Origin of the sequence: Stenotrophomonas chelatiphaga, from assembly GCF_032054965.1 — a bacterium.
GTDB lineage: Bacteria > Pseudomonadota > Gammaproteobacteria > Xanthomonadales > Xanthomonadaceae > Stenotrophomonas > Stenotrophomonas chelatiphaga.
In genome coordinates this window covers 433,619-456,821 of the sequence record NZ_DAMBRS010000001.1, presented here as the reverse complement: position 1 = coordinate 456,821, position 23,203 = coordinate 433,619, and the positions used below count along the sequence as shown (strand labels likewise).

At 68.8% G+C, this 23,203-nt stretch carries 18 protein-coding genes; 11 read left to right on the top strand and 7 right to left on the bottom strand.

Annotation, left to right across the window (positions count from 1 at the left end):
* Positions 1-43: 43 nt before the first annotated feature.
* The 7 genes from RTX79_RS02345 to RTX79_RS02315 form a co-directional block, all read right to left on the bottom strand.
* Positions 44-2,584 carry a methyl-accepting chemotaxis protein gene (locus RTX79_RS02345; protein ID WP_312681525.1) on the bottom strand — a complete coding sequence of 847 codons (2,541 nt, stop codon included), beginning with the start codon at positions 2,582-2,584 and terminating at the stop codon, positions 44-46.
* A gap of 162 nt (positions 2,585-2,746) precedes the next feature.
* Complete coding sequence (gene betT, locus RTX79_RS02340) at positions 2,747-4,726, bottom strand: choline BCCT transporter BetT (RefSeq protein WP_057687578.1); 1,980 nt, start codon at positions 4,724-4,726, stop codon at positions 2,747-2,749.
* Between the two features lie 154 nt (positions 4,727-4,880).
* Positions 4,881-5,810, bottom strand: coding sequence for a M14 family metallopeptidase (locus RTX79_RS02335; RefSeq protein WP_312682182.1), 930 nt, complete (start codon positions 5,808-5,810; stop codon positions 4,881-4,883).
* A 62-nt stretch (positions 5,811-5,872) separates the two neighbouring features.
* The gene (locus tag RTX79_RS02330; RefSeq protein ID WP_042613608.1) at positions 5,873-6,157 is read right to left on the bottom strand and encodes a DUF6959 family protein; all 285 of its coding nucleotides are present in this window, start codon (positions 6,155-6,157) and stop codon (positions 5,873-5,875) included.
* A 132-nt stretch (positions 6,158-6,289) separates the two neighbouring features.
* Positions 6,290-7,138, bottom strand: coding sequence for an OmpA family protein (locus tag RTX79_RS02325; protein WP_312681520.1), 849 nt, complete (start codon positions 7,136-7,138; stop codon positions 6,290-6,292).
* A gap of 64 nt (positions 7,139-7,202) precedes the next feature.
* Positions 7,203-11,831 carry a YadA-like family protein gene (locus RTX79_RS02320; RefSeq protein WP_312681518.1) on the bottom strand — a complete coding sequence of 1,543 codons (4,629 nt, stop codon included), beginning with the start codon at positions 11,829-11,831 and terminating at the stop codon, positions 7,203-7,205.
* A gap of 199 nt (positions 11,832-12,030) precedes the next feature.
* Complete coding sequence (locus RTX79_RS02315; protein ID WP_312681516.1) at positions 12,031-13,020, bottom strand: helix-turn-helix domain-containing protein; 990 nt, start codon at positions 13,018-13,020, stop codon at positions 12,031-12,033.
* A gap of 582 nt (positions 13,021-13,602) precedes the next feature.
* Here RTX79_RS02315 and RTX79_RS02310 point away from each other — a divergent pair.
* The 11 genes from RTX79_RS02310 to RTX79_RS02260 all read left to right on the top strand — a co-directional run bounded on the left by RTX79_RS02310 (position 13,603) and on the right by RTX79_RS02260 (position 23,201).
* Positions 13,603-13,803, top strand: a complete 201-nt coding sequence (locus RTX79_RS02310; RefSeq protein WP_057508653.1) for a Flp family type IVb pilin — start codon at positions 13,603-13,605, stop codon at positions 13,801-13,803.
* Positions 13,804-13,902: 99 nt separating this feature from the next.
* Positions 13,903-14,448 carry an A24 family peptidase gene (locus RTX79_RS02305; protein ID WP_312681511.1) on the top strand — a complete coding sequence of 182 codons (546 nt, stop codon included), beginning with the start codon at positions 13,903-13,905 and terminating at the stop codon, positions 14,446-14,448.
* Entirely contained in the window at positions 14,445-14,927 is a 483-nt protein-coding gene (locus tag RTX79_RS02300; protein ID WP_123699083.1) for a TadE/TadG family type IV pilus assembly protein, read from the top strand. The genes RTX79_RS02305 and RTX79_RS02300 overlap by 4 nt, the downstream gene beginning before the upstream one ends.
* Positions 14,928-14,947: 20 nt before the next feature.
* The gene (cpaB, locus tag RTX79_RS02295; RefSeq protein ID WP_312681508.1) at positions 14,948-15,982 is read left to right on the top strand and encodes a Flp pilus assembly protein CpaB; all 1,035 of its coding nucleotides are present in this window, start codon (positions 14,948-14,950) and stop codon (positions 15,980-15,982) included.
* An 18-nt stretch (positions 15,983-16,000) separates the two neighbouring features.
* Complete coding sequence (locus RTX79_RS02290) at positions 16,001-17,326, top strand: type II and III secretion system protein family protein (protein WP_312681506.1); 1,326 nt, start codon at positions 16,001-16,003, stop codon at positions 17,324-17,326.
* 23 nt (positions 17,327-17,349) lie between these two features.
* Entirely contained in the window at positions 17,350-18,594 is a 1,245-nt protein-coding gene (locus RTX79_RS02285) for a fimbrial protein (protein WP_312681504.1), read from the top strand.
* Entirely contained in the window at positions 18,579-19,925 is a 1,347-nt protein-coding gene (locus RTX79_RS02280; RefSeq protein WP_312681502.1) for a CpaF family protein, read from the top strand. Before RTX79_RS02285 ends, RTX79_RS02280 begins: the two co-directional genes overlap by 16 nt.
* 2 nt (positions 19,926-19,927) lie before the next feature.
* On the top strand, positions 19,928-20,899 hold the full coding sequence (locus tag RTX79_RS02275) for a type II secretion system F family protein (protein ID WP_312681500.1): 972 nt from the start codon (positions 19,928-19,930) through the stop codon (positions 20,897-20,899).
* Between the two features lie 31 nt (positions 20,900-20,930).
* On the top strand, positions 20,931-21,860 hold the full coding sequence (locus RTX79_RS02270) for a type II secretion system F family protein (protein WP_312681498.1): 930 nt from the start codon (positions 20,931-20,933) through the stop codon (positions 21,858-21,860).
* 4 nt (positions 21,861-21,864) lie between these two features.
* Complete coding sequence (locus RTX79_RS02265; RefSeq protein ID WP_312681496.1) at positions 21,865-22,752, top strand: Flp pilus assembly protein TadD; 888 nt, start codon at positions 21,865-21,867, stop codon at positions 22,750-22,752.
* Positions 22,749-23,201, top strand: coding sequence for a DUF3613 domain-containing protein (locus RTX79_RS02260; RefSeq protein ID WP_312681494.1), 453 nt, complete (start codon positions 22,749-22,751; stop codon positions 23,199-23,201). Before RTX79_RS02265 ends, RTX79_RS02260 begins: the two co-directional genes overlap by 4 nt.
* Positions 23,202-23,203 lie beyond the last annotated feature (2 nt).

Here is a 23,203-nt window from a genome sequence, read left to right as displayed (position 1 = left end):
AGGGACGGCCGCTGGCCGTCCGCTCCCTGCTCTCGTCGCCCGCTCAGGCCGTTACGGCGACCGCGGCACGCTGCGTGCGGCTTGATGCCTCGCGCAGGCGGAAGATCGCCACCGCCTGCTGCAGTTCGTGTGACTGCTCTTCCAGCGAACGCGCCGCGGCATTGGCCTCTTCCACCAGCGCGGCATTCTGCTGGGTCGCCTCGTCCATCTGCACCACGGTCTGGCTGACCTGCTCGATGCCCGCGCTCTGCTCCTGCGACGCAGCGGAAATCTCGGCCATGATGTCGGTCACCCGGTGCACCGAGCTGACGATGTCCTGCATGGTGCTGCCGGCCTGGCGCACCAGCTGCGCGCCCTGCTCCACCTGGCTGACCGAATCATCGATCAGCCCCTTGATCTCGCGCGCGGCGGTGGCCGAACGCTGGGCCAGGGCGCGCACCTCGGTGGCCACCACGGCGAAGCCGCGGCCCTGCTCGCCGGCACGCGCGGCCTCCACCGCGGCATTCAGCGCCAGGATGTTGGTCTGGAACGCGATGCCATCGATCACCGTGATGATCTCGGCGATGCGCCGCGACGATCCCTCGATGCCGGTCATGGTCTGCACCACCTGCGCCACCACGTCCCCACCCTGCGATGCCACCGCGGCGGTGCCCTGCACCAGCTGGTTGGCCTGGCGCGCATGGTCGGCATTCTGTCGCACGGTGGAGGTCAGCTCTTCCATCGACGCGGCGGTTTCTTCCAGGCTGGCCGCCTGCTGCTCGGTACGCCGCGACAGGTCCTCGTTGCCCGCGGCGATCTCGCCTGCCGCGCTGTTGATCATCGCACTGGCCTGCTGGATGCCGCCGACGATGCGGGTCAACTGCTCCACCGTGGTATCGGCATCGCGCCGCATCTGCGCGAACACGCCGTGGAAATCACCCTGCATGCGCGCGGTGAGGTCGCCACGGGCGATCGCCCGCAGCAGCCGCGACAGCTCGGCCAGGTTGCCATCGGTGGTGTGCATCAGGGTGTTCAGGCCCTCCACCATGCTGCGGAAATCGTGGGTGAAGCGCGCCGCATCACCGCGCTGGGTGAAATCGCCGGCCGCGGCAGCGTGTGCCAGCTGCAGGATCTGCGCGTTGATCGCCTGCAGGTTGGCCTTGGTGTCACGCATCGCCGCGCTGATCATCGCCTTCTCGCCGGGCAGCTCCTCCATGTCCGCGCTCATGTCACCCACCGCGTAGCAGGCCATCACCTCCACCAGCCGGCGCTGCACGTCCACGTGCCCGGCCACCAGCATGTTGGTGCCGGCCACCATGCGCCCGTATTCGCCCGGGAACGCCTGCGCATCCAGCCGATGGCTGATCTGCCCTTGGTCATGCCGGCGGGCCATGTCGGCCTGCGCGTCGATCACCGCGCGCAGCTGGTCCTGCATCGCCCCCATCGAGGTCAACAAGCGTCCCACTTCGTCATTGCGCGCCACTGCGACGCGGCTGTCCAGGCGCCCCTCGGCCACCGCTGCGGACACCCGTTCGGCCTCGGCCAGCGGTTTGAGCACCAGCGCCCGCAGCAGCACGAACAACGCCGCGCTCAGCAGCACGGCCGAGAACAGGCCCACCGCCACGATCACCCACAGCAGCGTGCGCGCCTGCGCCATCACGTGGGCCTTGGGCACCGCGATACCCAACGCGAACACCTGCGGCGCCGAGCCAACCCGCAGCGGCACGAACACCTGCAGCTGCTGCTCGCCGTTGAAGCGGTCTTCGCTGCTGACCGTCTCGCCCTTGGCCACGGCGGCCAGCATCGCCTGGGTGCCCGCATCGTCACGCAGCTTGCCGACCTCGGCCGCATCCCGGCTGGCCATCACCGAACCGGCCGGCGACAGCAGCGTCGCGTGGCCGACCTCCATCGGACGCATCGCCGCGATGCGCGCCTGCAGGGTGGCCAGGGTGAAGTCCACGGTGATCACGCCCTGGTAGCGCCCGTCTTCGAGGATCGGGGTGGCCACGGTGGTCATCAGGGTGTCCTTGCCGGCCACCGGGTAGTAATACGGTTCCACCACCGCCTGGGCGAGGGTCTGGCGGGGCTTGAGGTTCCAGTCGCCATCCCCGGGCTGTTCGTAATCGCGCAGTGGTTCGCGTACCAGCGTGCCGTCCTGCCAGGCCCACCAGGTCATGAAACGGCCGCTGCCGTCATGGCCCTCGCTGTCCACGAACGCAGCGTCCTTGCCATCGAACGCATCGGGCTCCCACAAGGTGCCCATGCCGAGCCACTGCGGATGTGCCTGCAGCTGGGCGCGGATGATCTCGTTGGCGGCCGTGCGGTCCAGGCTTCCCAGCGATCGCTGCACGCTGAAGCTGTTGGCCAACGCCGTGCCGGTATCGGCGGCCACCGCGATCTCCGCCGCGATGCGCTGGGCTTCCTGCCCGGCCAGGTCCTGCAGCCGCGCCTGCGCGCTGTCCAGCAGCGCGTCGCTGCTGCGCCAGTAGCTGATCACAGCGGTGAAACCGAAGCAGGCCAGGGCCAGCAGGCCGGTGCCGAGCATCAGGCGCCGGGCCACGCTGGGCGGGCGCTTGGAGCGGGAAGAGAGGGGAACGGCGCGCATCACGGAACTCGGAAGGGGGGCGGACAGCCTCTCTATCGACCTGTGTGACGGTTTCTTGACCGTCGCCCCGGCGCCAGCGACGGCCCCCTCCCCGCTTGGCAGGGACGGCCGCTGGCCGTCCGCTTCTGCACTCGCCGGGCATCGCCCGGCGCCAGCGGTAAATCAGCGGCTCAGGTGCAGGAACTGCACGTGGCGCTCGTACTGGCTGATGATGTCGTTGATGATCTGCTCGCGGCTGTAATCCACCAGATCATAGTCCTGACTGCCCTCGTACAGATGCACCTCGGCCCGGTAGTAACGACTGTTGCGCGCCTGGTGCGAGGCGAACGACGGTACCCGGTAGCCGGTCAGGATCACCCGGTACAGGAAATCCTGCTGGTCGCCATGGTTGACCGACAGCTCCATGTCACCGGCCTCGAGCCGCGTGGACACCTCCCAGCCATCCCCGCGCAGCTGCTCGGCCACCGCTTCCATGGCCGGCTTCACGTCGGCATCCATGAAACGGTACACCTGGTCGCGGACCGGGAAATTGACTGCCTGGCCCAGGCGCTGGCGCCAACCCTGGTGGTGCCGGCTGGCCCCAACCAACGGCGAGGCACGGTACTGCAGCGCCCGCTTGCGGTGCGATTCGTCGGCGAAGGACCGCATCAGTCCCCACGCCATCAGCAGCAACACCGCGGAAAACGGCAGCGATGCCAGCACGACGGCGGACTTCAACGCATCCATGTTGCCGGCCAGCAGCAGGCCGGCGGTGACCACGGCAGTGACCGTGCCCCAGAACACCCGCAGCCAGCGCGGACCATCGTCTTCGGGCGCCCCGCCGTGCGAAGAAAGCGTGGACAGCACCACCGCACCGGAATCGGCCGAGGTCACGAAGAACACGAAACTCACCAGCACCGTCACCGCGATCACCGCCCGGCTCCACGGATAGCTTTCCAGCAAGGCGTACAGCACGGTGGGTGGGTCGTCGATGGCCAGCTGCGCCAGCTGCGACTGCCCATGGTGCAGCACCTGGTCCAGCGCACTGTTGCCGAAGATCGACAACCACGCCAGGGTAAAGCCGAGCGGAATCAGCAGCACGCCGAACACGAACTGACGAATGGTGCGGCCGCGCGAGATGCGCGCGATGAACAGCCCCACGAACGGCGACCAGCCGATCCACCAGGCCCAGTAGAACACCGTCCAGCTGCCCATCCAGCCCGGCTTGCCGCCGTAGGCATACACATCGAAACTCTTGCCCACCACGCTGCCCAGGTAGTCACCGGCGTTCTGCATCAGCGTGCCCAGCAGGTACTGGGTGGGGCCGGCGAACAGCATGAACAGCACCAGCGCGATGGCCAGCAGCATGTTGATGTTGGACATCCAGCGCACGCCCTTTTCCACGCCGGTGACCGCCACCGCGACCGCCGCGCCCATCATCAGCACGATCAGGGTGATCTGCACGCCGTGGGTGTGCGGCACATCGAACAGATGGGCCAGGCCGGCGTTGAGGTGCAGCACGCCGAAGCCCATGTCCGCGCCGAGCCCGAACACGGTGGCGACGATGCCCAGCGCATCCACGGTGTAGCCGATCGGTCCGTTGATGCGGTTGCCGATCAGCGGATACAGGGCCGAACGCAGGGCCAGCGGCAGGTTGTGCCGGTAGGCGAAGTAGGCCATCGCCATCGCCGCCAGCGCGAACACGCCCCAGCCGTGCAGGCCCCAATGCAGGAACAGCAGTTGCATGGCTTGGCGCGCCCCGGCTTCGCCTGCCGCCGGGTCACCCTGCGGCGGCTGCATGAAGTGGGTCAGCGGCTCGGACACGCAGAAGAAGAACAGGGTGATGCTGATGCCGGCCGCGAACAGCATGCCGGCCCAGGACAGATAGCTGAACTCCGGCTCGTCATGGTCGGCGCCCAGCTTGATGCTGCCATACGGCGACAGCGCGGCCACCACCACGAACACCAGGTACAGCGTCATCGCCAGCAGGTAGTACCAGCCCACGTTGGACGAGGCCCAGTCCTGCGCCTGCATCAGCATCCGCCCGGCCCCGAGCGGGAACAGGCTGACGAAAACCGCGAACGCCACGACGATCACCGAGGCAACGGCGAAGACAGGTCGCAGGGTACGCACCGGGGGGATGCCAGGCTCCAGTGCTTCCATGGACGGCCTACTCCAGATCAGTGATACATCCGCGCAAGTGTGGACGACATCACATGGAGAACGAATGAAGAACCAGCAAACCGTTCGCGAAGCCCGCTGGAGCCGACCTCAGTCGGCTGCCGGGCCCGGCCCTGCAGGTGCTGGAAACGTCAGATCACGCGCGATCGGCATGCGCCAGCGCATGATCCAGCGCCGCCCGGATCGCCACCACCTGGGCCTGGTTGCACTGCGCCGGCGTAGCCCGCGGGCTGTCCGGATAGACTTCGGTGGTGGTCGTGTAACGGGCACCGGTGATGCCGGCACACAGGCCCAGCGCCACCAGCGGGTACTCGATCACCCCGTGCGATACCACCTTGGAGCCGATGATCTCCCCGGCTTCGTCGGCCGGCGCGATGTGGGTCACCTGCTCCACCGCCGCCACCACCGCCTGCTGGAACGCCGGCTGCGGGTTTTCGGTGTCATCCACCAGATAGAAGCCATCCGGGATCAGGCCCGGCTCGAACGGCTTGCCGTCGCGCGCAGCCACCGCCGGGCGGAACTCGCTTTCGTCGCTGTCGGTGGTCTCGTGCAGGTCGATGTGCAGCACGAACTGCGACTTCAGCGGAGCCACCAGCTCGATAACCGCCGTCGATTCGCGCGCCGGACCGCCCGCGCGGAAGTTCCGGTTCGGGTCGATGGCATCGAAATTCCAGCGGTTGATACGCTCGTAGCCCCATGGATTCACGCAGGGCACCACCAGCAGGTTGATGCGCCCGGCGTAGGCGGCGGCATGCTGTTCGAGAAACTCCAGCGCGCCCAGCACGCCGCTGGTTTCATAGCCGTGCACGCCACCGGTCACCAGCGCCGCCGGCAGTGACCGGTCCCAGTCGGGGCTGCGCAGGGCCAGCAGCGGATAGGTCTCGCCGGCGTAGTCCAGCGCACCGTACTGCACGCGTTCGAAGGTGCGCGACAACACATCGATGCGCGGCAGCACGTCCTGGTCGAAGCGGCGCAGGCGCTGCTGCCGGGCACGCCACTGCGTGCGCTCGGCCTCGCCCCAGGGCTGGCCGGGGGTTCCCACGGGATAGAAGGCAACAGGGGTCATGGTGCGCTCGCGGCAGCGGAAATCAGCGCGCATTTTAGCACCGCACCCGCCACCGCCCGGTGTCAGCCCATCGCCTCGCCGGCATCGGCCAGGCGCTCTTCGATCTGCGCATACCAGTCCTGCAGTACTTCGATCAGCAGGTCCATCTCGGCGTCGGCCCGGGGCAGCCGCCCGGCACGCAGCGACACCTGTGCCTCCTGCAGCTGCGCGATGAATCCGGCCACGGTGTCGGACTGCACGATCAGGCCGGGATGGCGGCGCCCGGGAAGGCGCACCACGGCATGGTTGCCGAGCTGTCCGTACAGGCTGATCGTGGTGTAGGTCTTCATGGCCAGTTGGGCGTTCATGCAATCCTGCCTGGAAAGAACTGGTTCACCGGCACGCGCGGGCTGGACGGGGGAGACGCTGCCGCGCGTGCCGGGGAACCAGGGGGACACGGGATGTGGGCCGGCCCGCAGGCCGCCCACGAAAAGGAAAGGTCAGTCGATCCGGGCACGCCCGGATATCTGCACCCGGCGGTTCGGCGCAAGGCAGGCGATCAATGCCGGCTGGCTGCGCTGTTCGCACTGCACCAGCGGCTCGGCATCGCCGCGACCCTCGGCACGGATCGCCTCGGCAGCCACCCCGCCATCCACCAGCGCACGGCGCACGGCCTCGGCGCGACGCTGTGACAGCGCCTGGTTGTAGGACGCGCTGCCGATGCGATCGGTGTAACCGACCACCTCGATCCGCTGTACCTCGCTGGCACGTTGCACCTGGCCAAGTACCGCGTCCACCGCGCGGTGACCGGCGGCACTCAGTTCATCACTGTCGAAGGCGAACAACGCATCGGCGGCCAGCCGCAGGGGCTCGCGCGGCAGCGTGGCCGGTAGTTCCGCGCGCGGCGGCGGCGGCGGTTCGACCAGCGCCGCGCACGACTGCGGCTTCCAGTAGCCCCCCTGGGCAATCCCCTTGCCATCGAACCGCACCTGGAACTGGCAGGTGAAGTACTCACCGCGCTGCGGCGTGCGGAAGTTGAACAGGTAATTCCACTCGCGCACGCCCCACATGCCCTCGTTGAAGTGCGGCGTGCCCAGCAAGGCGTACAGCTGGCGCTTGCTCATGCCCGGCGCGAAGCGCCGCAGGTCGGCCGGGTCGGCGAACACGCCTTCCTTCAGCGAGGCCTTGCCGGGTTCCGGGAAGCTCACGGCTTCGCCGGCGCTGCTGCTGGCAACCGGTGCCTCGCCCGCCGCGCCATGGCTGCGGCAGCCGGCGAGCGTGAGGCAGGCCAGCAGCGCAGGCAGCAGCACCGCGCGCAGCGCCCTGTCATGTGTAATCGTCGTGTCCATCAAATTCCCCCTGTCATTGCTGGAGCCTGGACGGGCCGGCATCGCGCCAGCCCGTCCGGCGTGCTTACCACTGGATGCCGGCACCTACGGCCACCCCGCCATCACCGCGGGTGTTGGTTGAACCGCTGAACTTGTAGATCCAGCGCCCGCCATCGGAGACGCCGGAAAGACCGACCGCCATGCCCGATTCGCCGTTGAAACTGCCCGCCGCGAACGAGGCCATGCTGCGGCCGGCCTCGCTGGGCTGCGGCAGCGACGCCACCGCCATCGCCGAGGCGATACCGGCCGATGCACGGTCGTCGGTGCGCTTCAGGTTGCGGTCGAAGCTGTCCATGCGCTCGTCGGTATAGGCCTTGGACCAGTCCAGCGTCTGCGCCATGCCGCTGCGCAGCTGGTCGACGTTGACCGCATCGGTACCGGCGGTGCCGGCAGCGATGTTGCGCACCTGGGTCGGACCGCTGCCGGCCTGCCCCAGGGTGACGCTGCTGAAGTTGGTGGTGCCATTGGTGTTGTTGTCATAACGCAGCGTGCCCTGCTGCGAGGCCTGCAGCTGGCGGACGTTGACCGCATCGGTGGCTTGGCTGCCATCGGCCACGTTGGCGATCTGCCGCTCCGCGCCCGCGCTGCCCACCGACACCGTGTTGGCACGGTCGGCGACCGAGCCTGCACCCAGTGCCACGGCATTGTCGGCCCGGGCCTGCGCACCGTTGCCCAGCGCGGTGGCATTGGCACCGGCGGCGCTTGCACCGGCACCGCCGGCCGCCGCGTTGGCGCCGCTGGCCGACGGATTGGCCAGCCCCTGCGAGTTGTTCACCTGGAACATGCCCGAGGTGCCGTTGTTGATGTTGTTGATCTGCTGATCGGTGTAGCTCTTGGATTCATCGATCGCGTAGTTGACCCCGTTCTGCAGTTGGCCGACGTTGACTGCGTCATAGCGTTCGGAGCCGTCGGCAACATGGGTGACCTTGCGCTCGCCCCCGCTGCTGCCCACCGAGACTTCGCCCGCCGAATTGCTGGCCCCGGCCTGGCCGTAGGCGCCGGTGTAAGCCGCCTGCGCGCCGGTGTCGGCGACCGAGCCTGCGCCCAGCGCCACGCTGTTGCCGGCCGATGCATCGGCGCCATCGCCGATCGCCACGCTGGCCGCCCCGGCTGCGCTGGCTTCGGGCCCGACCGCCACCGCGTCGACGCCACTGGCGGTGGCGCCGGCCTTGGCCGAATTCACTGCCAGGAACGGGTTGCCGCCTGCGATGGTGTCGATGCGCTGGTTGATGTTGAGCAGCGAGGAATCCACCGCCGAGAAGGCGACCGTCACGTTGCCGTAGTCATTGCCGGTCACCGTGCCATCGGTGGCGATGGACGATATCCGGAAGGTCGGCGCGGTCCAGATGTTGCTTCCGCCGTCATACATCGTGGTACCTCCGAAATAGTTCGCCACGGTCTGGTTGGTCGCCGACAGCTGGTTGCCGGTGACCGCCTGGCGGCTGCCCGCGGTCACGCTGCCATCGGCCAGGTTGTCCAGCACCACCGCACTGCCGCTGCCATCGCCGGCCAGGGTGATGCGGTTGCTCGCATTGCCCGCCCCATCGGCGTCGTACTTCACCGCCAGGCGGTCGACCGTATCGGTCTTGTCGGCAACGTTGGCCAGCGAACTGCTGACCGCATCGAAGGCGCTGCCTACATCGTTGTAGTCGCCACTGCTGACGCTGCCATCGGCGGCGACGTTGTTGAGCGTGTAGGTCGGTGCGGTGACCGCCCCGCTGGCATCCAGCCCGGCACCGCCACCCAGCCGGGTGGCCACGGACTGGCTGCTGGCGAACAGCTGGGCGCCGTTGATCGCTTCGCTGCTGCTGGCCGATACCTCGCCTGCACCCAGGTTGCTCAGCGTGGTCGCGGTGGCGCCGTTGCCCAGCGTGGCGCTGCTGTAATCCACGCTGCCATCGGCGGCGATGTCATAGCGCAACGCACCCTGTTCCGAGGCCTGCAACTGGCCCAGGTTCACTGCATCGGTGGCCGCCGTCGCATCGGCGACGTTGACCAGCTGGCGTTCGGCGCCGGCAGCACCGATGGACACCGTGCCATCGCGGTCGGCGATGCTGCCCGAGCCGATCGCCACCGCGTTGGCCGCCGCAGCGCTGGCGCCGCCACCGATGGCGACCGATTCCAGGCCGCCGGCCACAGCATCCACGCCCGCCGAATTGACCTTGAAGAAGCGCGATGCCTCGCCGTTGCGGATGTCATTGATCTGCGTGTTGAGGTTGACCAGCGAACCGTCCACCGCCGCGAAGGCATCGCTGGCGTTGTCGTACACCGCCGGGGCGAGCACGCCGTCGGCTGCCACCGAGGTGATTGCGAAGGCCGGGGCGGTGAACAGCGCGGTGGCCGGATCGAACGCGGTGGTACCGCCGAAATAGGCCACCAGCGCTTCATTGGTGGACAGCAGCTGGGCGCCGGTGATCGCTTCGGTGCTGCCTGCCGCGACCAGGCCGTTGCTCAGGTTGCCGAGCCGGGTGGTGCCGCTGCCGTTTCCCAGCGTCGCGTTGCGGTAATCGACGCTGCCGTCGGCGGCCACGTCGTAGCGGACCGCGCCCTGCTCCACCGCCTGCAGCTGGCTGACGTTGACGGCATCGTTGGCATCCACGCCATCGGCCAGGTTGGCCAGCGTGGTGGTGCCGGTACCGCCGCCGAGCGTGGCGCGGCGGAAGTTCGGCGCGCCGGTGCCATCGTCGTCGTAGGTGATCGCCATGACGCCGGCGGCATTGATCAGGTCGACCGCACCCTGCAGCTGCGCGACGTTGACCGCATCGGTCGCCAGACTGCCGGCCGCCACGTTGCTGATCTGCCGCTCGCCACCGGCAAAGCCCACCGATACCTCGCCACTGGACACCTGCGCGGTGTCCAGGCCGTAGGCGTTATAGCTGGCCTGTGCGCCCCGCAACGCGCTGGAACGGTAGCCCAGCGCCACACTGTTGGCCTGGTTGGAGGTCGCTTCGGCGCCCAGCAGCACCTGGCCGTTGGCGGTGCCGCTGGCGCTGTCGCCGACGATCACCGAATGGCCCATGCGCGCGGCGTAGTCCGCGGTGGGTACGCCGGTCGGATCGCTCGGATCGTTCACCCCGTTGCCCGGGAACGCAACATTGGCATCCTGCAGCGGCAGTCGATGGCTGGCGTTGGCGCCGATCACCACTTCGCGCGAGCCGTTGGCGTAGGCGCCGTCGCCCATCAACACCTGGTAATCCTGCGCGGGATTGACCGCCCAGCAGTCGATCGACACGACGCCCAGCACATTCAGGCACGACGCGGCCCAGTCCGGCGCCTGGCCCGGCAGCAGCAGGCCGAGCAGGCCATTGGGATCGCCATTGTTGATGTTGTAGATGTAGCTGTCCGAGGTCACCCCGCCGATCAGGGTCAGGTGCGAGCTGCCGCCGGTGGTGGCACCGCCCAGTCCATTGAGCAGCGTGCCGACCGGGGTCAGGTTGACCACCGGCACGCCCAGCACGTTGGTCACCGAATAGGTCTGCTGCACGTTGGCACTGCTGACCGCCAGGTTGCCGTTGCGGACATAGCCATCGCCACCGAGCAGGCCCTGCGCGGTCGGGCCGACCAGCGTGGACAGGGTGCCGACCAGGCCACCGCTGCCGATGATCAGGCCGGAGTTCGGATCCGCCGGACGCGGCGCCTTGGGGCTGGTCGGCGGAATGGCTGACGGCGACGACAGGCCAAGGCCATCGGTCACCCCGCCGACCAGTCCGCCTACGCCACCCACCACGCCGCCTACCACGCCGTTGAGATCACCTTGCACCAACCCGCCGACGGCGTTGCCCACGCCATCCAGCAGCGATCCGACACCGCCGACCACGCTGCCCAGGTTGAGCCCGCTGGCCTGCGCGGCCGCCGTTGCCTGGGTGGCGAGCTTCGGGTTGCGATCGGCCACCGCCAGCAGATGCGCATCACCGTTCACGCCTACGCCACCGGCCACCCCGGTATCCAGCGCGGCACTGACTGCAGCATCCGTGGCGACCAGCTCCTCTTCCTTCGCATCGAGACGGACCGATGCGTGCGCGGCAACCTTCGCATCCACTGCGTCGGTGCCTGCAGCATCCGCCTGCACTGCGCCCGCCAGCGTCGCCTGCACCAGGGCGGCCGACGTCGGCGAGACGGTGACGCCTGCATCCACCGCGGCAGCGATCGCGGCAAGCGGGGTCGAAGGCGCAGCGGCTGCGCCGACCAACGCGTTGATCCCAAGCTGCGTGGCAACTGCCGGTGCCGGTGCTGCGACGCTCGGCGCATGCACTACGGCCGCGACGTCCACCTTCGCCGGCAGGACATTCCTCACCACCGGCAGGCTGCTGGCAATGCCCAGCGAAACGCTGGCATCGACATTGGCCAACGCATTACCCGAAGGATGGCCGGCAAGGGCAGCCAGGGCCACCTCGGCATCCACCTTTACCGGCGCCTGCTGGGTGTACTTGGCGGTCAGCGCCTGCAGGTCGCGCAGGGTCTGGTTGTTCTCGGTGGCGGTTGCCGTACCGGCGCACAACGCCAGCGCCAGGGCAACGGCCAGCATCGCCGGCGCCGGCAGCGCGGCACGTTGATCGATGAGCGAGGAGGCGCCGTGGGCGCCGGTGGCCAGTTCAGAGGCCACGACCATGGCGCGCAGCTGCCTGCTCCACACCAAGCGGAAAATACGATTCATGAGTTCAGTCCCCCGTGGACGACGCTTCGTGAGTCAGAGATCTGCCTGCTGGCAGGTGACTCATATTTGAGCGCGTGCAACGAAGGCGGGGCACTTCATTCCGGCAGGGCAAGCGCGCAATCCGGCAAGACCTCGACCAGATTCGGCAGCGCGATGCACCAATTCGGCAACCGGGTCCTGCGCGCGTTGCGCGCCGGCATCAGGCAGGCTGCCCGACCATCCCTGGCGCACCCGGTGCGCGCATCAACGTGTCGCGCGGCAGTTCACCGAACACCTTGCGATAGTTGTCGGCGAAGCGCGAAAGATCCCACAGGCCGCAGCTCAGCGCGATCGCCTTGACCGACCGCCGGCCACCGTCGGCCATCGACAAGCCGCGGCACGCCGCGCACAGCCGCAGCATCGACAGGTAGCGGTTGGGCGAGATCCCGAACAGGTCTTCGAACGCATAGCGCAGGCCACGCTCACTGACGCCCGCCGCGTCACAGATCTCGTTCATGTAGATGTTGCGCCGCAGGTTGAGGCGCATGAAGTTCTCGGCCCGCTGCACGATCAGGTAGTGGGTGCGCCGCGCACGGGTGTTCATCGCCTGCTCGCCCGGTCCAGCCGCCAGCAGTGCCTGCACGTGCTCGTGCAGCAGCCGCTCGCTGCCCTCGCCTGCCATCGTCGCCCCATCGGCGCCCACCAGCGCGTCCTGCAGCTGACGGTAGTGGTTGGCCAGCAGGGAATTCTCGCCGATGGAGAAGAGATTCAGCGCCTGGCCCGATGGTGGCATGCTGCGCAGGCTGAGTTCGGACAGTTTGCGTTGCAGCCGCGCCGCCGACACCATCACCAGGGTCAAGTGCGTGCCTGCGCCAAGGGCGAATTCGCTGATGCCATCCGGGAGCACGGTCAACACCGTGCCCGCGGTCAGTGGCACGCCGTGGCACCAGCTCAATGCCGGGTCCGATGCATGCACGTAGCCCAGCAGGGCCCAGTCGGTGGGCAGCATGAACCGGCCACGTGCCTGGAAGCCGGTGACCGCATGGCAGAACAACGCTTCGTCCTGTACCCGTGCATCCACTGCAGCGCGTGGTCCGTTGCCATCCAGCAGCACCAGCTCCACCTCGCAGACGCGCAGCACGTTGCCCAGCGTGGCCAGGTCCATCGGCCTAAGCCCATCCGTGCTCTCGCTTCCCACACCATCTGCCATGACAGTGACGCCCCCCTTTGCAATTTCCGTACGACGGCCGGTGCCGGCCACATTCGCGTGACCGCCAACCCCGCCTTGTCATTCATGGGGTGGAGTATGCCCTATTATCTATGGCCGTAAACATTCCTAAACTGCGTGGGCGCGTCCGCATAAACAGTTAAGAGGCGGCGTCAATTTTCCGTCGTCCCGCACCGGCCTGGCGCCGTTTATTACGATCCAAACGTAAATGATTACGGGCACGGCCATTGCAGGACGGCGGATTTCGCATTTGTGCCGAATTTGCGTATCGAAAGATGTCGTCGGCAGGTGAAACTACGGCACAGTAGGACCACGGTGGTTGGCCGGGGGACATCTGGCTACCCAGGGGAAACGTGGCGATGTGATGTACATCCCACTATCTAAGGAAGCGACGGCGCCGCTGGCGGCGGCGCGGTTTTTTATTCCTTGAACCTGCCACCTGTATTCACGGCCGCATTAACTCGGCCGCGCCCCCGCATGGCCTTTGATTATCAACCCGGACGCGTCCGGTTAATCGAAAGGAGCCACCATGCAACCGTTGACAGGTACAAGGAGAAAACCGTCATGAATGCATCGATCCGCACGTTCCTGAAAGAAGAAGACGGCGTCACCGCGCTGGAATACGGCCTGTTGGCCGCGATGGTCGCCGGTGTCCTGGTCGCCGTCGCCGGACCGCAGATCCGCACCTTCTTCACTACCCTTTTCACCACGCTGACCGGTTTCCTGACCACCGCGTCCAACGGCAGTCCGCCGCCCTCCACCTGAGGCCGGTCACAGGACAGTCCCGATCGCTGCAGGCTCCGGCCTGCAGCGCGGGCGGCGGCTTGCCGCACGTTGCATCGTTTCCAGGGAAAGGGAGGCCACATGTTGCTGTTCGCTATGCTGGCAACCACGTTGAGCATGCGCGTCATCGCCAGCGATCTGTACGCACGACGCGTGCCCAACCGCTGGCTGCTGGGCGCACTGCTGCTGGGTACGCTGCTGCTCGCCTGGCAGGCCGTGCAGCAGGGCATCGCCAGCACCGTGCCACACGGCGCCGGACTGCTGTTGGGCCTGTGCAGCCTGCTTCCCTTCTACGCGACGCGCTGGATGGGCGCCGGTGATGTCAAATTCTTCGCCGTGCTCGGCTTTTTGCTCGGCTGGCAGGCCCTGCTGCCGGTCTGGATCGGCGCCAGCCTGATGGCTGGCGTGCATGCGGTCGCGGTGTACAGCTGGCGCAGCCTGCGCCTGCATCTGCCGCCACGGCTGATGCTGCTGCAGCACGACGCCGCCCAGCATCGCGCACTGGCCCCTGTGCTGCATCAGGTGCAACAGGCGCGCGATGGCCGCGAAGGCATCCCGTATGCCGCCTATCTCGGCCTGACCAGCATCTGCTGGGCTGGCTGGACCCTGTGGGGGGCCGCGCCATGAGACGCATTGGACGAACGACGCGCAACGGGCAACGCGGCGTGGTCACCATCGAATACGCCTTCATGCTGATGTTCGGGCTGATACCACTGCTGCTGCTCACCTATACCGGGGTGATGCTGATGGCGGTGCAGCAGACCCTGGCGACCGCCTCTTCCGAAGGCGCGCGCGCCTCGCTGCGCTTTGCCCCGCTCGACCAGCGTCGGGTGGCGGCCTGTGAAGCCGCGCGGCGCTCCATGCAATGGCTGCTGACCTATGCCGCACAGACGCCGGACTGCAGCAGCGCCAGCAGCGGCCCGATCGTGGTGTCGCCGGCCGCGCCGTGTTCCGGCCTCGCCGATGCGCAATGCATGCAGGTGTCGGTGAGCTTCGACTACCGCGCCAAACCCTTCCTTCCTGGCACCGGCCGCCTGTACGGCTGGGTGCTGGACCGACCCATCAGCAGTACCGCCGTCGCCCAGCTCGACCTGGGCAGCAACTGAAAGGCGACAGGAGAAGCTCCATGCTCAAGTTCACCCGCATCGCCGCCATCGCCCTGATCGCCCTCGCCGTGCTGCTGGCCCTGGTCGCCTTCGTGGTGGGCCGTCGTGCCAGCACCGTGCAGGCACCCAGCGCCACGCCCGCGCTTGCCGCCAGCGAAACCCCGCAGGGGGTGAGCGTGGTGGAGGCCGGCGGACGGCTTGCCGCCGGCGTGCCGATCGAGCCTGGCCAGGTGCGCATGGCCAGCCGCAGCCAGGCGCCAGCCGGTGCCTATCTGGACGTGGTCAGCGTGGTCGGGCTGGTGCCCACCCAGGACGTACCTGAGGGCACGGTGCTGCAGCAGGGCCTGCTGGCCCAAGGGTTCTCGCTGCAGCTGCGCCCAGGCGAGCGCGCGCTCGCCGTACCGGTGGATGAGCTGGCCGCGGCCGGCAACCGCATCCTGCCCGGCGACTTCGTCGATGTGTTCCTCAACCTGAAGGGCAGCCAAGGCTACGGCGAACAGGAAACCGCGCAGGCCCGGCTGCTGTTGTCGCGGCTGCGGGTGCTGAGCTACGGCGCGCACGACCTGCGTCCACTGCAGCCAGCGCCGCAGGGTGAAGCCACGGCCAGTGTCGAGGGTGACCCGCGGGCCGCCGATATCCGTGGTTCGAACGCTTCCGGCAGCCCGTCGTCCAGCGCTGCGCCGGAGCCGCCTGCGCGCAGCGCCGTGCTGGCCGTGCCGGTCGCCGATGCCAACCGCCTGCTGCTCGGCGCACAGCAGGGCAAGCTGTTCCTGGCCCTGCGCAATCCGTCTGATACCGGCATCGCCGATCCCTCGCTGTTCCCCCTGCCCCGACCCGTACTGGCCGCGGCACGCGGCCTGGAAGGCGATCGCGCCGCCGCGCTGGCACAGCCGGAAAACGATGCATACGCCGGCCTGGACGGCGATGCGCTGGCCGGCCGCAACAGCATGCGCGCGGCACCGGCGGTGGCGACCACAGCCCCCGCTGTGCGCCGCAGCAGTGCACCGCGGGCGCCGGCCGGCATTGAAATCATCCGCGGTAGCGGCACCCCCTGAACGAGACGAGACCGACCCATGACGTATCGCTGCACCCCTCGCCTGTTCCGACGCCCGCTGCTGCTGGCCCTGCTGGCCCTTGCGCTGGCCTGCCCGCCCGGCCTGCAGGCGCAGGCCCAGCCGGACTTCGTCCTGCAGACCCGCGAACAACGTCCGTGGACGCTGCCGGCCAACCTGGAACGGGTGGCGATCGCCGACCCCGGGGTCGCCGACGTGGTGATGCTGCGCGGCAACCGCCAGGCGCTGCTGGTCGGCAAGGCGCCGGGCACCACCACCCTGCTGCTGTGGCAGCGTGGCCAGTCCGAACCGCAACGCCTGCAGGTGGACGTGCGCAGCGCGGTACAGGGCGGTCTGGCCAGCGACGCCGGCACCGCGCTGACGGTACAGGGCAATGACGCGCTGCTCAGCGGCAGCAGCCCATCGCTGCTGGACCACGCGCAGGCGCGCAAGGCCGCCGAGGCCGCGACCGGCGCCGATGGGCGGGTGGCCGACGTGTCCACGGTCGGCATCGGCGGCGTGGTCCAGGTGGAAGTGAAGGTGGTGGAGTTCAACCGCAGCGTGCTGCGCCAGATCGGCATCAATTTCCAGAACCAGAACGGCGGCTTCTCGTATGGCATCGCGCGCCCGGGTGGCGTGGCCAGCGGCGACGGGGACAGCGGCAGCACCCCGCTGCAGTCAGCGTTCAAGCTGGTGTTCGGCTCCAGCAAGGACCTGTGGAGCGCGGACATCGACCTGCTGCAGAGCAATGGCATGGCGCGCGTGCTGGCAGAACCCACGCTTGTCGCGCTGTCCGGCCAGAGCGCCAGCTTCCTGGCCGGCGGTGAACTGCCCCTGCTGGAACCACAGGGGCTGGGCACCACCACCATCACCTACAAGCCGTTCGGCATCGGCCTGACCGTGTCGCCCACGGTGCTGTCCGCCGACCGCATCGCCTTGAAGGTGGCCCCGGAAGCGAGCGACCTGGACTACAGCAACGCACTGACCCTCAACGGCGTGCAGGTGCCTTCGATCAGCACCCGGCGTGCGGATACCACGGTGGAACTCGGCGATGGCGAAAGCTTCGTGATCGGCGGGCTGGTCAGCAGCACCGTGGCCTCCACCGTCAACAAGCTGCCGCTGCTGGGCGACCTGCCCATCATCGGTTCGTTCTTCCGCAACCTGGACTACAAGCGCCAGGACAAGGAGCTGGTGATCATCGTCACCCCTCGGCTGGTCAAGCCGCTGGCACGCAACACCGAACTGCCGCTGCCGGGCGAGCGTGAAGCACGCGCCAACCTGCCGGTGTGGGGCTCCTGGCTGATCGGCCCGGCCGGACCCGACGCCGTCCCCGGCTTCTCGCGCTGATCCATGGCCGGAGCACCCAGCACATGCCCTTCGCCACTGCACGCCACCTGCCTTCGTCGGGATTGCCGATGAACCTGGTCGTGTTCGCCAGTGACCGCGAGCTGCTGTCCCGGCTGGCGGCCAAGTTGCCGCCGCATTGGCCGTTGACCTACCACGACGCCGGATTCCCCGGCGCGGTGCAGCAGCTGCGCGCAGGGGTGCAGACGCTGGTGTTGCTGGACTTCCACGCCGCGCGCGCCGCCGCCTCGGCGGAGCTGGTGCGGCAGATCCGCCAGTTCCGCCCGGAGCTGGCCATGGTCGCGGTCGGCGCCACCGGCAGCGCACAGCTGGAAGGCGTCGTCACTGCGCTGCGCGTCGGTCTGCGCGACATCGTCGACCTGGACGCGGACACCGAAGAAGTGCAGGCGGTGCTGCTGCGCGCCTCCGCGCCGGCCGCCGCATCCGCGCCGGAGCGCGCGCGCAAGGCCCCGCTGACGCTGCTGCTGGGTGTGCGGCCCGGCATGGGCACCAGCACGCTGGCCGCCCACCTGTGCGCGCTGGCCCAGCAGCAGCGCGCGCCCGAAAACACCCAGGACGTGCTGCTGCTGGACATGGGGCAGCCGGCAGGCGACGTCGCGCTGTACCTGAACATCGAAAGCCGGTTCCACTACGACGAAGCGCTGCGCAGCGCCGGCCGCATCGATGCCACGCTGGTGCGCACCGCCATGGCCCGCCGTCCCGGCGGACTGGTCCTGCTGGATCGCGCCGTGGGCAGTGAATCGCTGCCGCCAAGTGATCCCGGCCTGCTGCTCAAGCGCCTGTGCGGCCTGTTCTGCAGCGTGCTGTGCGAACTGGGCGGTACGCCCTTGCGGCAGGTTCCCGGCGTGCTGCTGGAAAGCGCGGATGCGATATGGCTGGTCACCGATGGTGCCATTGCCAGCCTGGTCTCGCTGGACCAGCTGCTGAAGCAACTGCCCGCCGGCGTACGCGAGGGCGGGCGCCTTGGCCTGATCGTCAACCGCAGCGATGAAGAGGCCGGCATGGGCGCGGCACAGATCGCCGAACGCTTCGAGCTGCCGCTGCTGGCAACCCTGCCCGAACGCCCGCGACTGCGCGCCAGCGCCAGCCAGGGACGCCTGCTGCTGGACGATGCACCACGCGATCCCTACCTGCGTGCGCTTGTCCCGCTGCTTGCCCGCTTCGACCCGTCCACCCGGCCACCGCAAGCGCAGGGACTGCGCGACCGGCTTGCCAACGCCTTGAGTAGCCTGCGATGGAAGACAAAGTGATGCCCTTCCCGAATGCACCGTTCCGCGAGGTGCCGGTCGAACCGGCCGCCGCGCCGTTCGCCCAGACCGACCAGTACCAGAAGGTGCTGTCGGCCGCGCACGAGCACCTGCTGAACCGGATCGAGGACGAGCGGATCGACATCGACGCGTGGGCGCCGGACACGGTCAGCCGCTGGGCCCAGGGCGAAACGGCTGCCTTCGTGCAGGAATGGCGCATCCCGATCAACGAACAGGAAATGCAGGACGTCGCTGCCGGACTGGTCAAGGAACTGACCGGCTTCGGGCCGCTGGACGACCTGCTGCGCGACCCGTCCATCGAAGACATCCTGATCAACGGCTACAAGGACGTGCACGTCTCGCAGGGCGGCCGGATGCAGCGCGCCACCCAGCGCTTCACCGACGACACCCACCTGCTGCGCATCCTGCGTCGCATCATCGCCCCGCTCGGCCGCCGGCTGGACGACTCCAACCCGATGGTGGATGCGCGCCTGCCCAACGGCGGCCGCCTCAACGCGATCATCTCGCCGCTGGCCGTGGACGGCCCGATGGTGTCGATCCGCAAGTTCCGCAAGGATCCCTATACACCGGACGAGCTGCTGGACATGGGCACCTTCGACAAGCCGATGCAGGCGCTGCTGCAGGCCATGGTGCTGGGCCGCTGCAACATCCTGGTGTCCGGCGGCACCAGTTCGGGCAAGACCTCGCTGTTGAACGCGCTGGCCCACTACATTCCGGAAAACGAGCGCGTGCTGACCGTGGAGGACACCGCCGAACTGTCGCTCAACCATCCGCACGTGGTGCGCCTGGAAAGCCGGCTTGGCGGCGCCGATGGACAAGGCGCGGTGAGCATCCGCGACCTGGTGCGCAACAGCCTGCGCATGCGCCCTGACCGCATCGTGGTCGGCGAAGTGCGTGGCGCCGAAGTGCTGGAAATGCTGCAGGCGATGAACACCGGGCATGACGGCTCGATGGCGACCATCCACGCCAATTCACCGCGCGACTGCCTGTACCGGATCGAGATGCTCGCCGGCTTCGCCGGCTTCCAGGGCAGCGAAGACAGCCTGCGCCGGCAGATCGCCAGTGCGATCGATTTCATCGTGCAGATCTCGCGCCTGGGCAGCGGCCGCCGCGTGCTGATCTCCATCACGGAAATCACCGGCGTCAGCGACAACATGATCTCCACCCAGGAGATGTTCCGCCACGAGGTGCAGATCGACGACGCCGGCCGTGAAACCGACCGCTGGATCGGCCTGGGCTTCCATCCGCATTCGCACAAGCTCGAACCGTTCCGGCAGGCACTGCGTGACTCCTTCGGTCCGGGGGCCTGGTGACGATGGGCATCGTCCTGCTGCTGCTGAGCCTTGCCGCCCTGCTCGGCGCCGGTGCCGTGCTGCTGCTGGGCAGCGCGCAGCGACGCGCGCGCGCGCAGGCCACGCTGGGCCATGCAGAACAGCGCCTGCAGCGCAGCGCCGTGTCGATGGCAGCGACCACCGCGGCACCTGCAGCGGTGGCCGCCACACCCGCCGGTGCTGCCAGCGCCGATGGCAAGGCAACGGCAGGCGGCCGCCCCGCCCTGCCCTGGGATGCCGCGCTGCTGCGCGCCGGAATGACGCCCGGCTGGCGTGCGCCGCTACTGGCCCTGGTGCCCGGACTGGCGCTGGCCGGCTTCGCGGCGATGCGGCTGGGAACCGGCTGGGCCTTCCCGCTGACCCTGCTGCTGTATGCACTGGTGGCCTGGCTGCTGCTGCAGCGACGCATCGGCCGGCTGCAGCAGAAACTGATCCGCCAGCTGCCGGATTTCCTCGACAACCTGGTGCGCCTCACCGCACTGGGCAACAGCCTGCAGATGTCCTTCCAGACCGCCTCCACCCAGACCGTCGCGCCGCTGCGCGACCTGCTTGATACCACCCTGCGCAATGCACGCGGCGGCATGGACCTGGACCGTGCACTGGCCCAGGCGGCCGCGCCGTGGCGGGTGGAAGCGCTGGAGGTGCTGGCGGTGGTGCTGGGCGTGTGCGTCCGCATCGGTGGCCGCTCCGACCAGGTGCTGCAGCGGCTCAGCGATTTCATGCGCGACCTGGACCAGGCCCAGCAGGAACTGAAGGCGACCACCTCCGAAACGCGGATGTCGGCGTGGGTGCTGGCGCTGCTGCCGCCGATCAGCGCGCTGCTGATGGCACTGGTCAGCCCCGGCTTCTTCGAACCGATGCTGCGCGAGCCGCAGGGCCACAAGATCCTGCTGGCGGCGCTGGGACTGGAGCTGGTCGGCGGCTTCCTGCTGTACCGGCTGGCCAAATCCCTATGACCCGCCTCCCGACCGCTGCAGGAGCAGACCGATGAACCCGTCCACCTGGTGGATACTGGCGCTGGTGCTGCTTGCTGCCGGTATCGCACTGCTCGGCGTGGCGTACTGGGTGCAGGGCTCGCGCCAGCAGCGCAGCGAAGCGACCCTGCAATCCGCCCTGCAGCCGCGTGAGCCGGCTACGCCGGCCGCGCCGCCGGCCGCGCGCAGCCGATGGGCGTGGCTGGAAGCGATCGGCACGCAGTTCAGCGGCAGCCGCATCGAAGGCGCGCTGCTGGCCAGCGAGGACCGCATGCTGCTGGACCTGGGAGGCTGGAACACCCGCAGCGGCACGGCCATCTACCTGGCGCTGCGCCTGCTGCTGGCGGTGTCGGTGCTGCTGCTGGCGCTGGCACTGGCCCCCACCGAAGGCGTCGCCGGCCTGCTGACCAGCATCGGCGCGCTGGCTGCCGGCCTGCTGCTGCCGAAGGTGGGACTGGGCGTCTGGGCCGCGCGCCGGCGCAAGCGCGTCAGCAACGAACTGCCGATGTTGATCGACCTGCTGCGCCTGCTGCAGGGCGTGGGCTTCAGCATGGACCAGAGCCTGCAGACGCTGGGCGACAAACTGCGCCCGGCGCTGCCGGTGCTCGGCCAGGAGATCCACGATGCCAACATCAACTACAGCCTCGGCCGCAGCCGCCCGCAGTCGCTGCGCCGGTTGTCCGAAGCCTATGACGACGAAGACCTGCGCAGCCTGATGCAGCTGATCGTGCAGGTGCATGCGCATGGCGGCGCGGTGCAGGAGCCGTTGAAGCAGTTCAGCGTGCGGCTGCGCGAACAGCGCCGGCACACGCTGAAGGAAAAGGTCGGCAAGCTCTCGGTGAAGATGACCGTGGTGATGATGGTGACCCTGCTGCCGGCGTTGATGCTGGTGCTTTCCGGCCCGGCGCTGATGGCGCTGGCCTCTACCCTTACCCGGATGTGATGCCATGCTGCGGCCCTTGATCCTTGTCTCCTGTTTCGCCCTCGCCGCCTGCGCGCAGAGCGTCGGCGGTTATCGCCAGGCAGCGCCCAGCCTGGCCGAACCCGGCGCCGATGCGGTGGACACCCGTGGCACCTACCTGGACCTGATCAGGCGGATGCAGAAACAGGGCGCCTACTACGCTTCGCTGGCGCACATCGAGGCCTTCCGCCAGCGCCATGGCGACAGCCCGGCATTGCGCCTGCTGCAGGCCGATGCGTTGCGCCACACCGGCCAGCTGGATGCCGCCGGCACGCTCTACGACGGCTTGACCCGCGGCGAGCAGGCCGCTGCGGCGTGGCATGGCCTGGGCCTGATCGCCGCCCAGCGCGACCAGGATGCCGTGGCCGAGGCCGCGCTCGCACGTGCTGCCCAGCTGACCCCGCTGGACACTGCCGTGCTGGGCGACCTCGGCTATGCGCGGTTGCGTGCCGGTCAGTTGGAACAGGCCCGCGCCCCGCTCGCACAGGCACTGGAGCTGGCCCCGGACGATGCGCGCGCGGTCGCCAACCTGGCGGTGTGGGCGCTGCTGCGCAATGACACCGCAACAGCCGAGCGCCTGATGCAGCAGGGCAAGGTCAGCGACACCACCCGCGCCGAGGTCCAGCGCCAGGCCATCGCCCTGCGCCAGCGCCGACCGGCCATCGCGACCACGGCCGCTCCGGCCGCGCAGACCACAACCGCCATCGCAGCGGCCGCCGCACGTGCCGACAGCCTGCCGCGTCGCGTGCCCGCTGATCCACGCGCGGTCTCGGCCGTTGCGCTGGGCAGTGCCGAGCGCGGCGATGCAACCCTGCCGGCGACCATGCTGGAACGCTTCGGCCATCCCACCCCTGCCACGGAGAGCATCCGATGACCCGTTCCCTGATCCTCGCGCACGGGCTGGCCGTGTCCCTGCTGCTGGCTACCGGCGTCGCCGCTGCACAGCAGGTGCCGGTGACCGGTCACATGCTCGGCCGCACCGTGCCAGCGCCGGCCGACGCCCCCCCGGCAGCGCCCGTACCTGCGCCGGCCGAGGCCCTGCCGCAACACGGACCGCAGCATGCCGCACCGCCACCGCCACCGCGCTACGCCGACGTGCCCGTCGCGCCGGTGGTGCAGCGCGCCGCGCGGCCCGAACCCGGCGATGCCACCCGCAACCTGCTGCGCCTGCAGGCGTCCGGCGCGCAGGGCGGGCGCAGCCTGCCGGTGCTGGGCGACCAGGCCCACGCCAGCTATGCCCGCTACCTGAAGAGCTTCGAACACGAGATCCCCGAATACTTCGAAAACACGGTCAGCCAGAGCACCCCGGGCGGGAGCAACTGAGC

Excerpts from the sequence above, each read along its gene's own strand:
- RTX79_RS02345 (WP_312681525.1), bottom strand. The coding sequence starts at position 2,584 with ATGCGCGCCGTTCCCCTCTCTTCCCGCTCCAAGCGCCCGCCCAGCGTG.
- betT (WP_057687578.1), bottom strand. The coding sequence starts at position 4,726 with ATGGAAGCACTGGAGCCTGGCATCCCCCCGGTGCGTACCCTGCGACCT.
- RTX79_RS02335 (WP_312682182.1), bottom strand. The coding sequence starts at position 5,810 with ATGACCCCTGTTGCCTTCTATCCCGTGGGAACCCCCGGCCAGCCCTGG.
- RTX79_RS02330 (WP_042613608.1), bottom strand. The coding sequence starts at position 6,157 with ATGAACGCCCAACTGGCCATGAAGACCTACACCACGATCAGCCTGTAC.
- RTX79_RS02325 (WP_312681520.1), bottom strand. The coding sequence starts at position 7,138 with ATGGACACGACGATTACACATGACAGGGCGCTGCGCGCGGTGCTGCTG.
- RTX79_RS02320 (WP_312681518.1), bottom strand. The coding sequence starts at position 11,831 with ATGAATCGTATTTTCCGCTTGGTGTGGAGCAGGCAGCTGCGCGCCATG.
- RTX79_RS02315 (WP_312681516.1), bottom strand. The coding sequence starts at position 13,020 with ATGGCAGATGGTGTGGGAAGCGAGAGCACGGATGGGCTTAGGCCGATG.
- RTX79_RS02310 (WP_057508653.1), top strand. The coding sequence starts at position 13,603 with ATGAATGCATCGATCCGCACGTTCCTGAAAGAAGAAGACGGCGTCACC.
- RTX79_RS02305 (WP_312681511.1), top strand. The coding sequence starts at position 13,903 with ATGTTGCTGTTCGCTATGCTGGCAACCACGTTGAGCATGCGCGTCATC.
- RTX79_RS02300 (WP_123699083.1), top strand. The coding sequence starts at position 14,445 with ATGAGACGCATTGGACGAACGACGCGCAACGGGCAACGCGGCGTGGTC.
- cpaB (WP_312681508.1), top strand. The coding sequence starts at position 14,948 with ATGCTCAAGTTCACCCGCATCGCCGCCATCGCCCTGATCGCCCTCGCC.
- RTX79_RS02290 (WP_312681506.1), top strand. The coding sequence starts at position 16,001 with ATGACGTATCGCTGCACCCCTCGCCTGTTCCGACGCCCGCTGCTGCTG.
- RTX79_RS02285 (WP_312681504.1), top strand. The coding sequence starts at position 17,350 with ATGCCCTTCGCCACTGCACGCCACCTGCCTTCGTCGGGATTGCCGATG.
- RTX79_RS02280 (WP_312681502.1), top strand. The coding sequence starts at position 18,579 with ATGGAAGACAAAGTGATGCCCTTCCCGAATGCACCGTTCCGCGAGGTG.
- RTX79_RS02275 (WP_312681500.1), top strand. The coding sequence starts at position 19,928 with ATGGGCATCGTCCTGCTGCTGCTGAGCCTTGCCGCCCTGCTCGGCGCC.
- RTX79_RS02270 (WP_312681498.1), top strand. The coding sequence starts at position 20,931 with ATGAACCCGTCCACCTGGTGGATACTGGCGCTGGTGCTGCTTGCTGCC.
- RTX79_RS02265 (WP_312681496.1), top strand. The coding sequence starts at position 21,865 with ATGCTGCGGCCCTTGATCCTTGTCTCCTGTTTCGCCCTCGCCGCCTGC.
- RTX79_RS02260 (WP_312681494.1), top strand. The coding sequence starts at position 22,749 with ATGACCCGTTCCCTGATCCTCGCGCACGGGCTGGCCGTGTCCCTGCTG.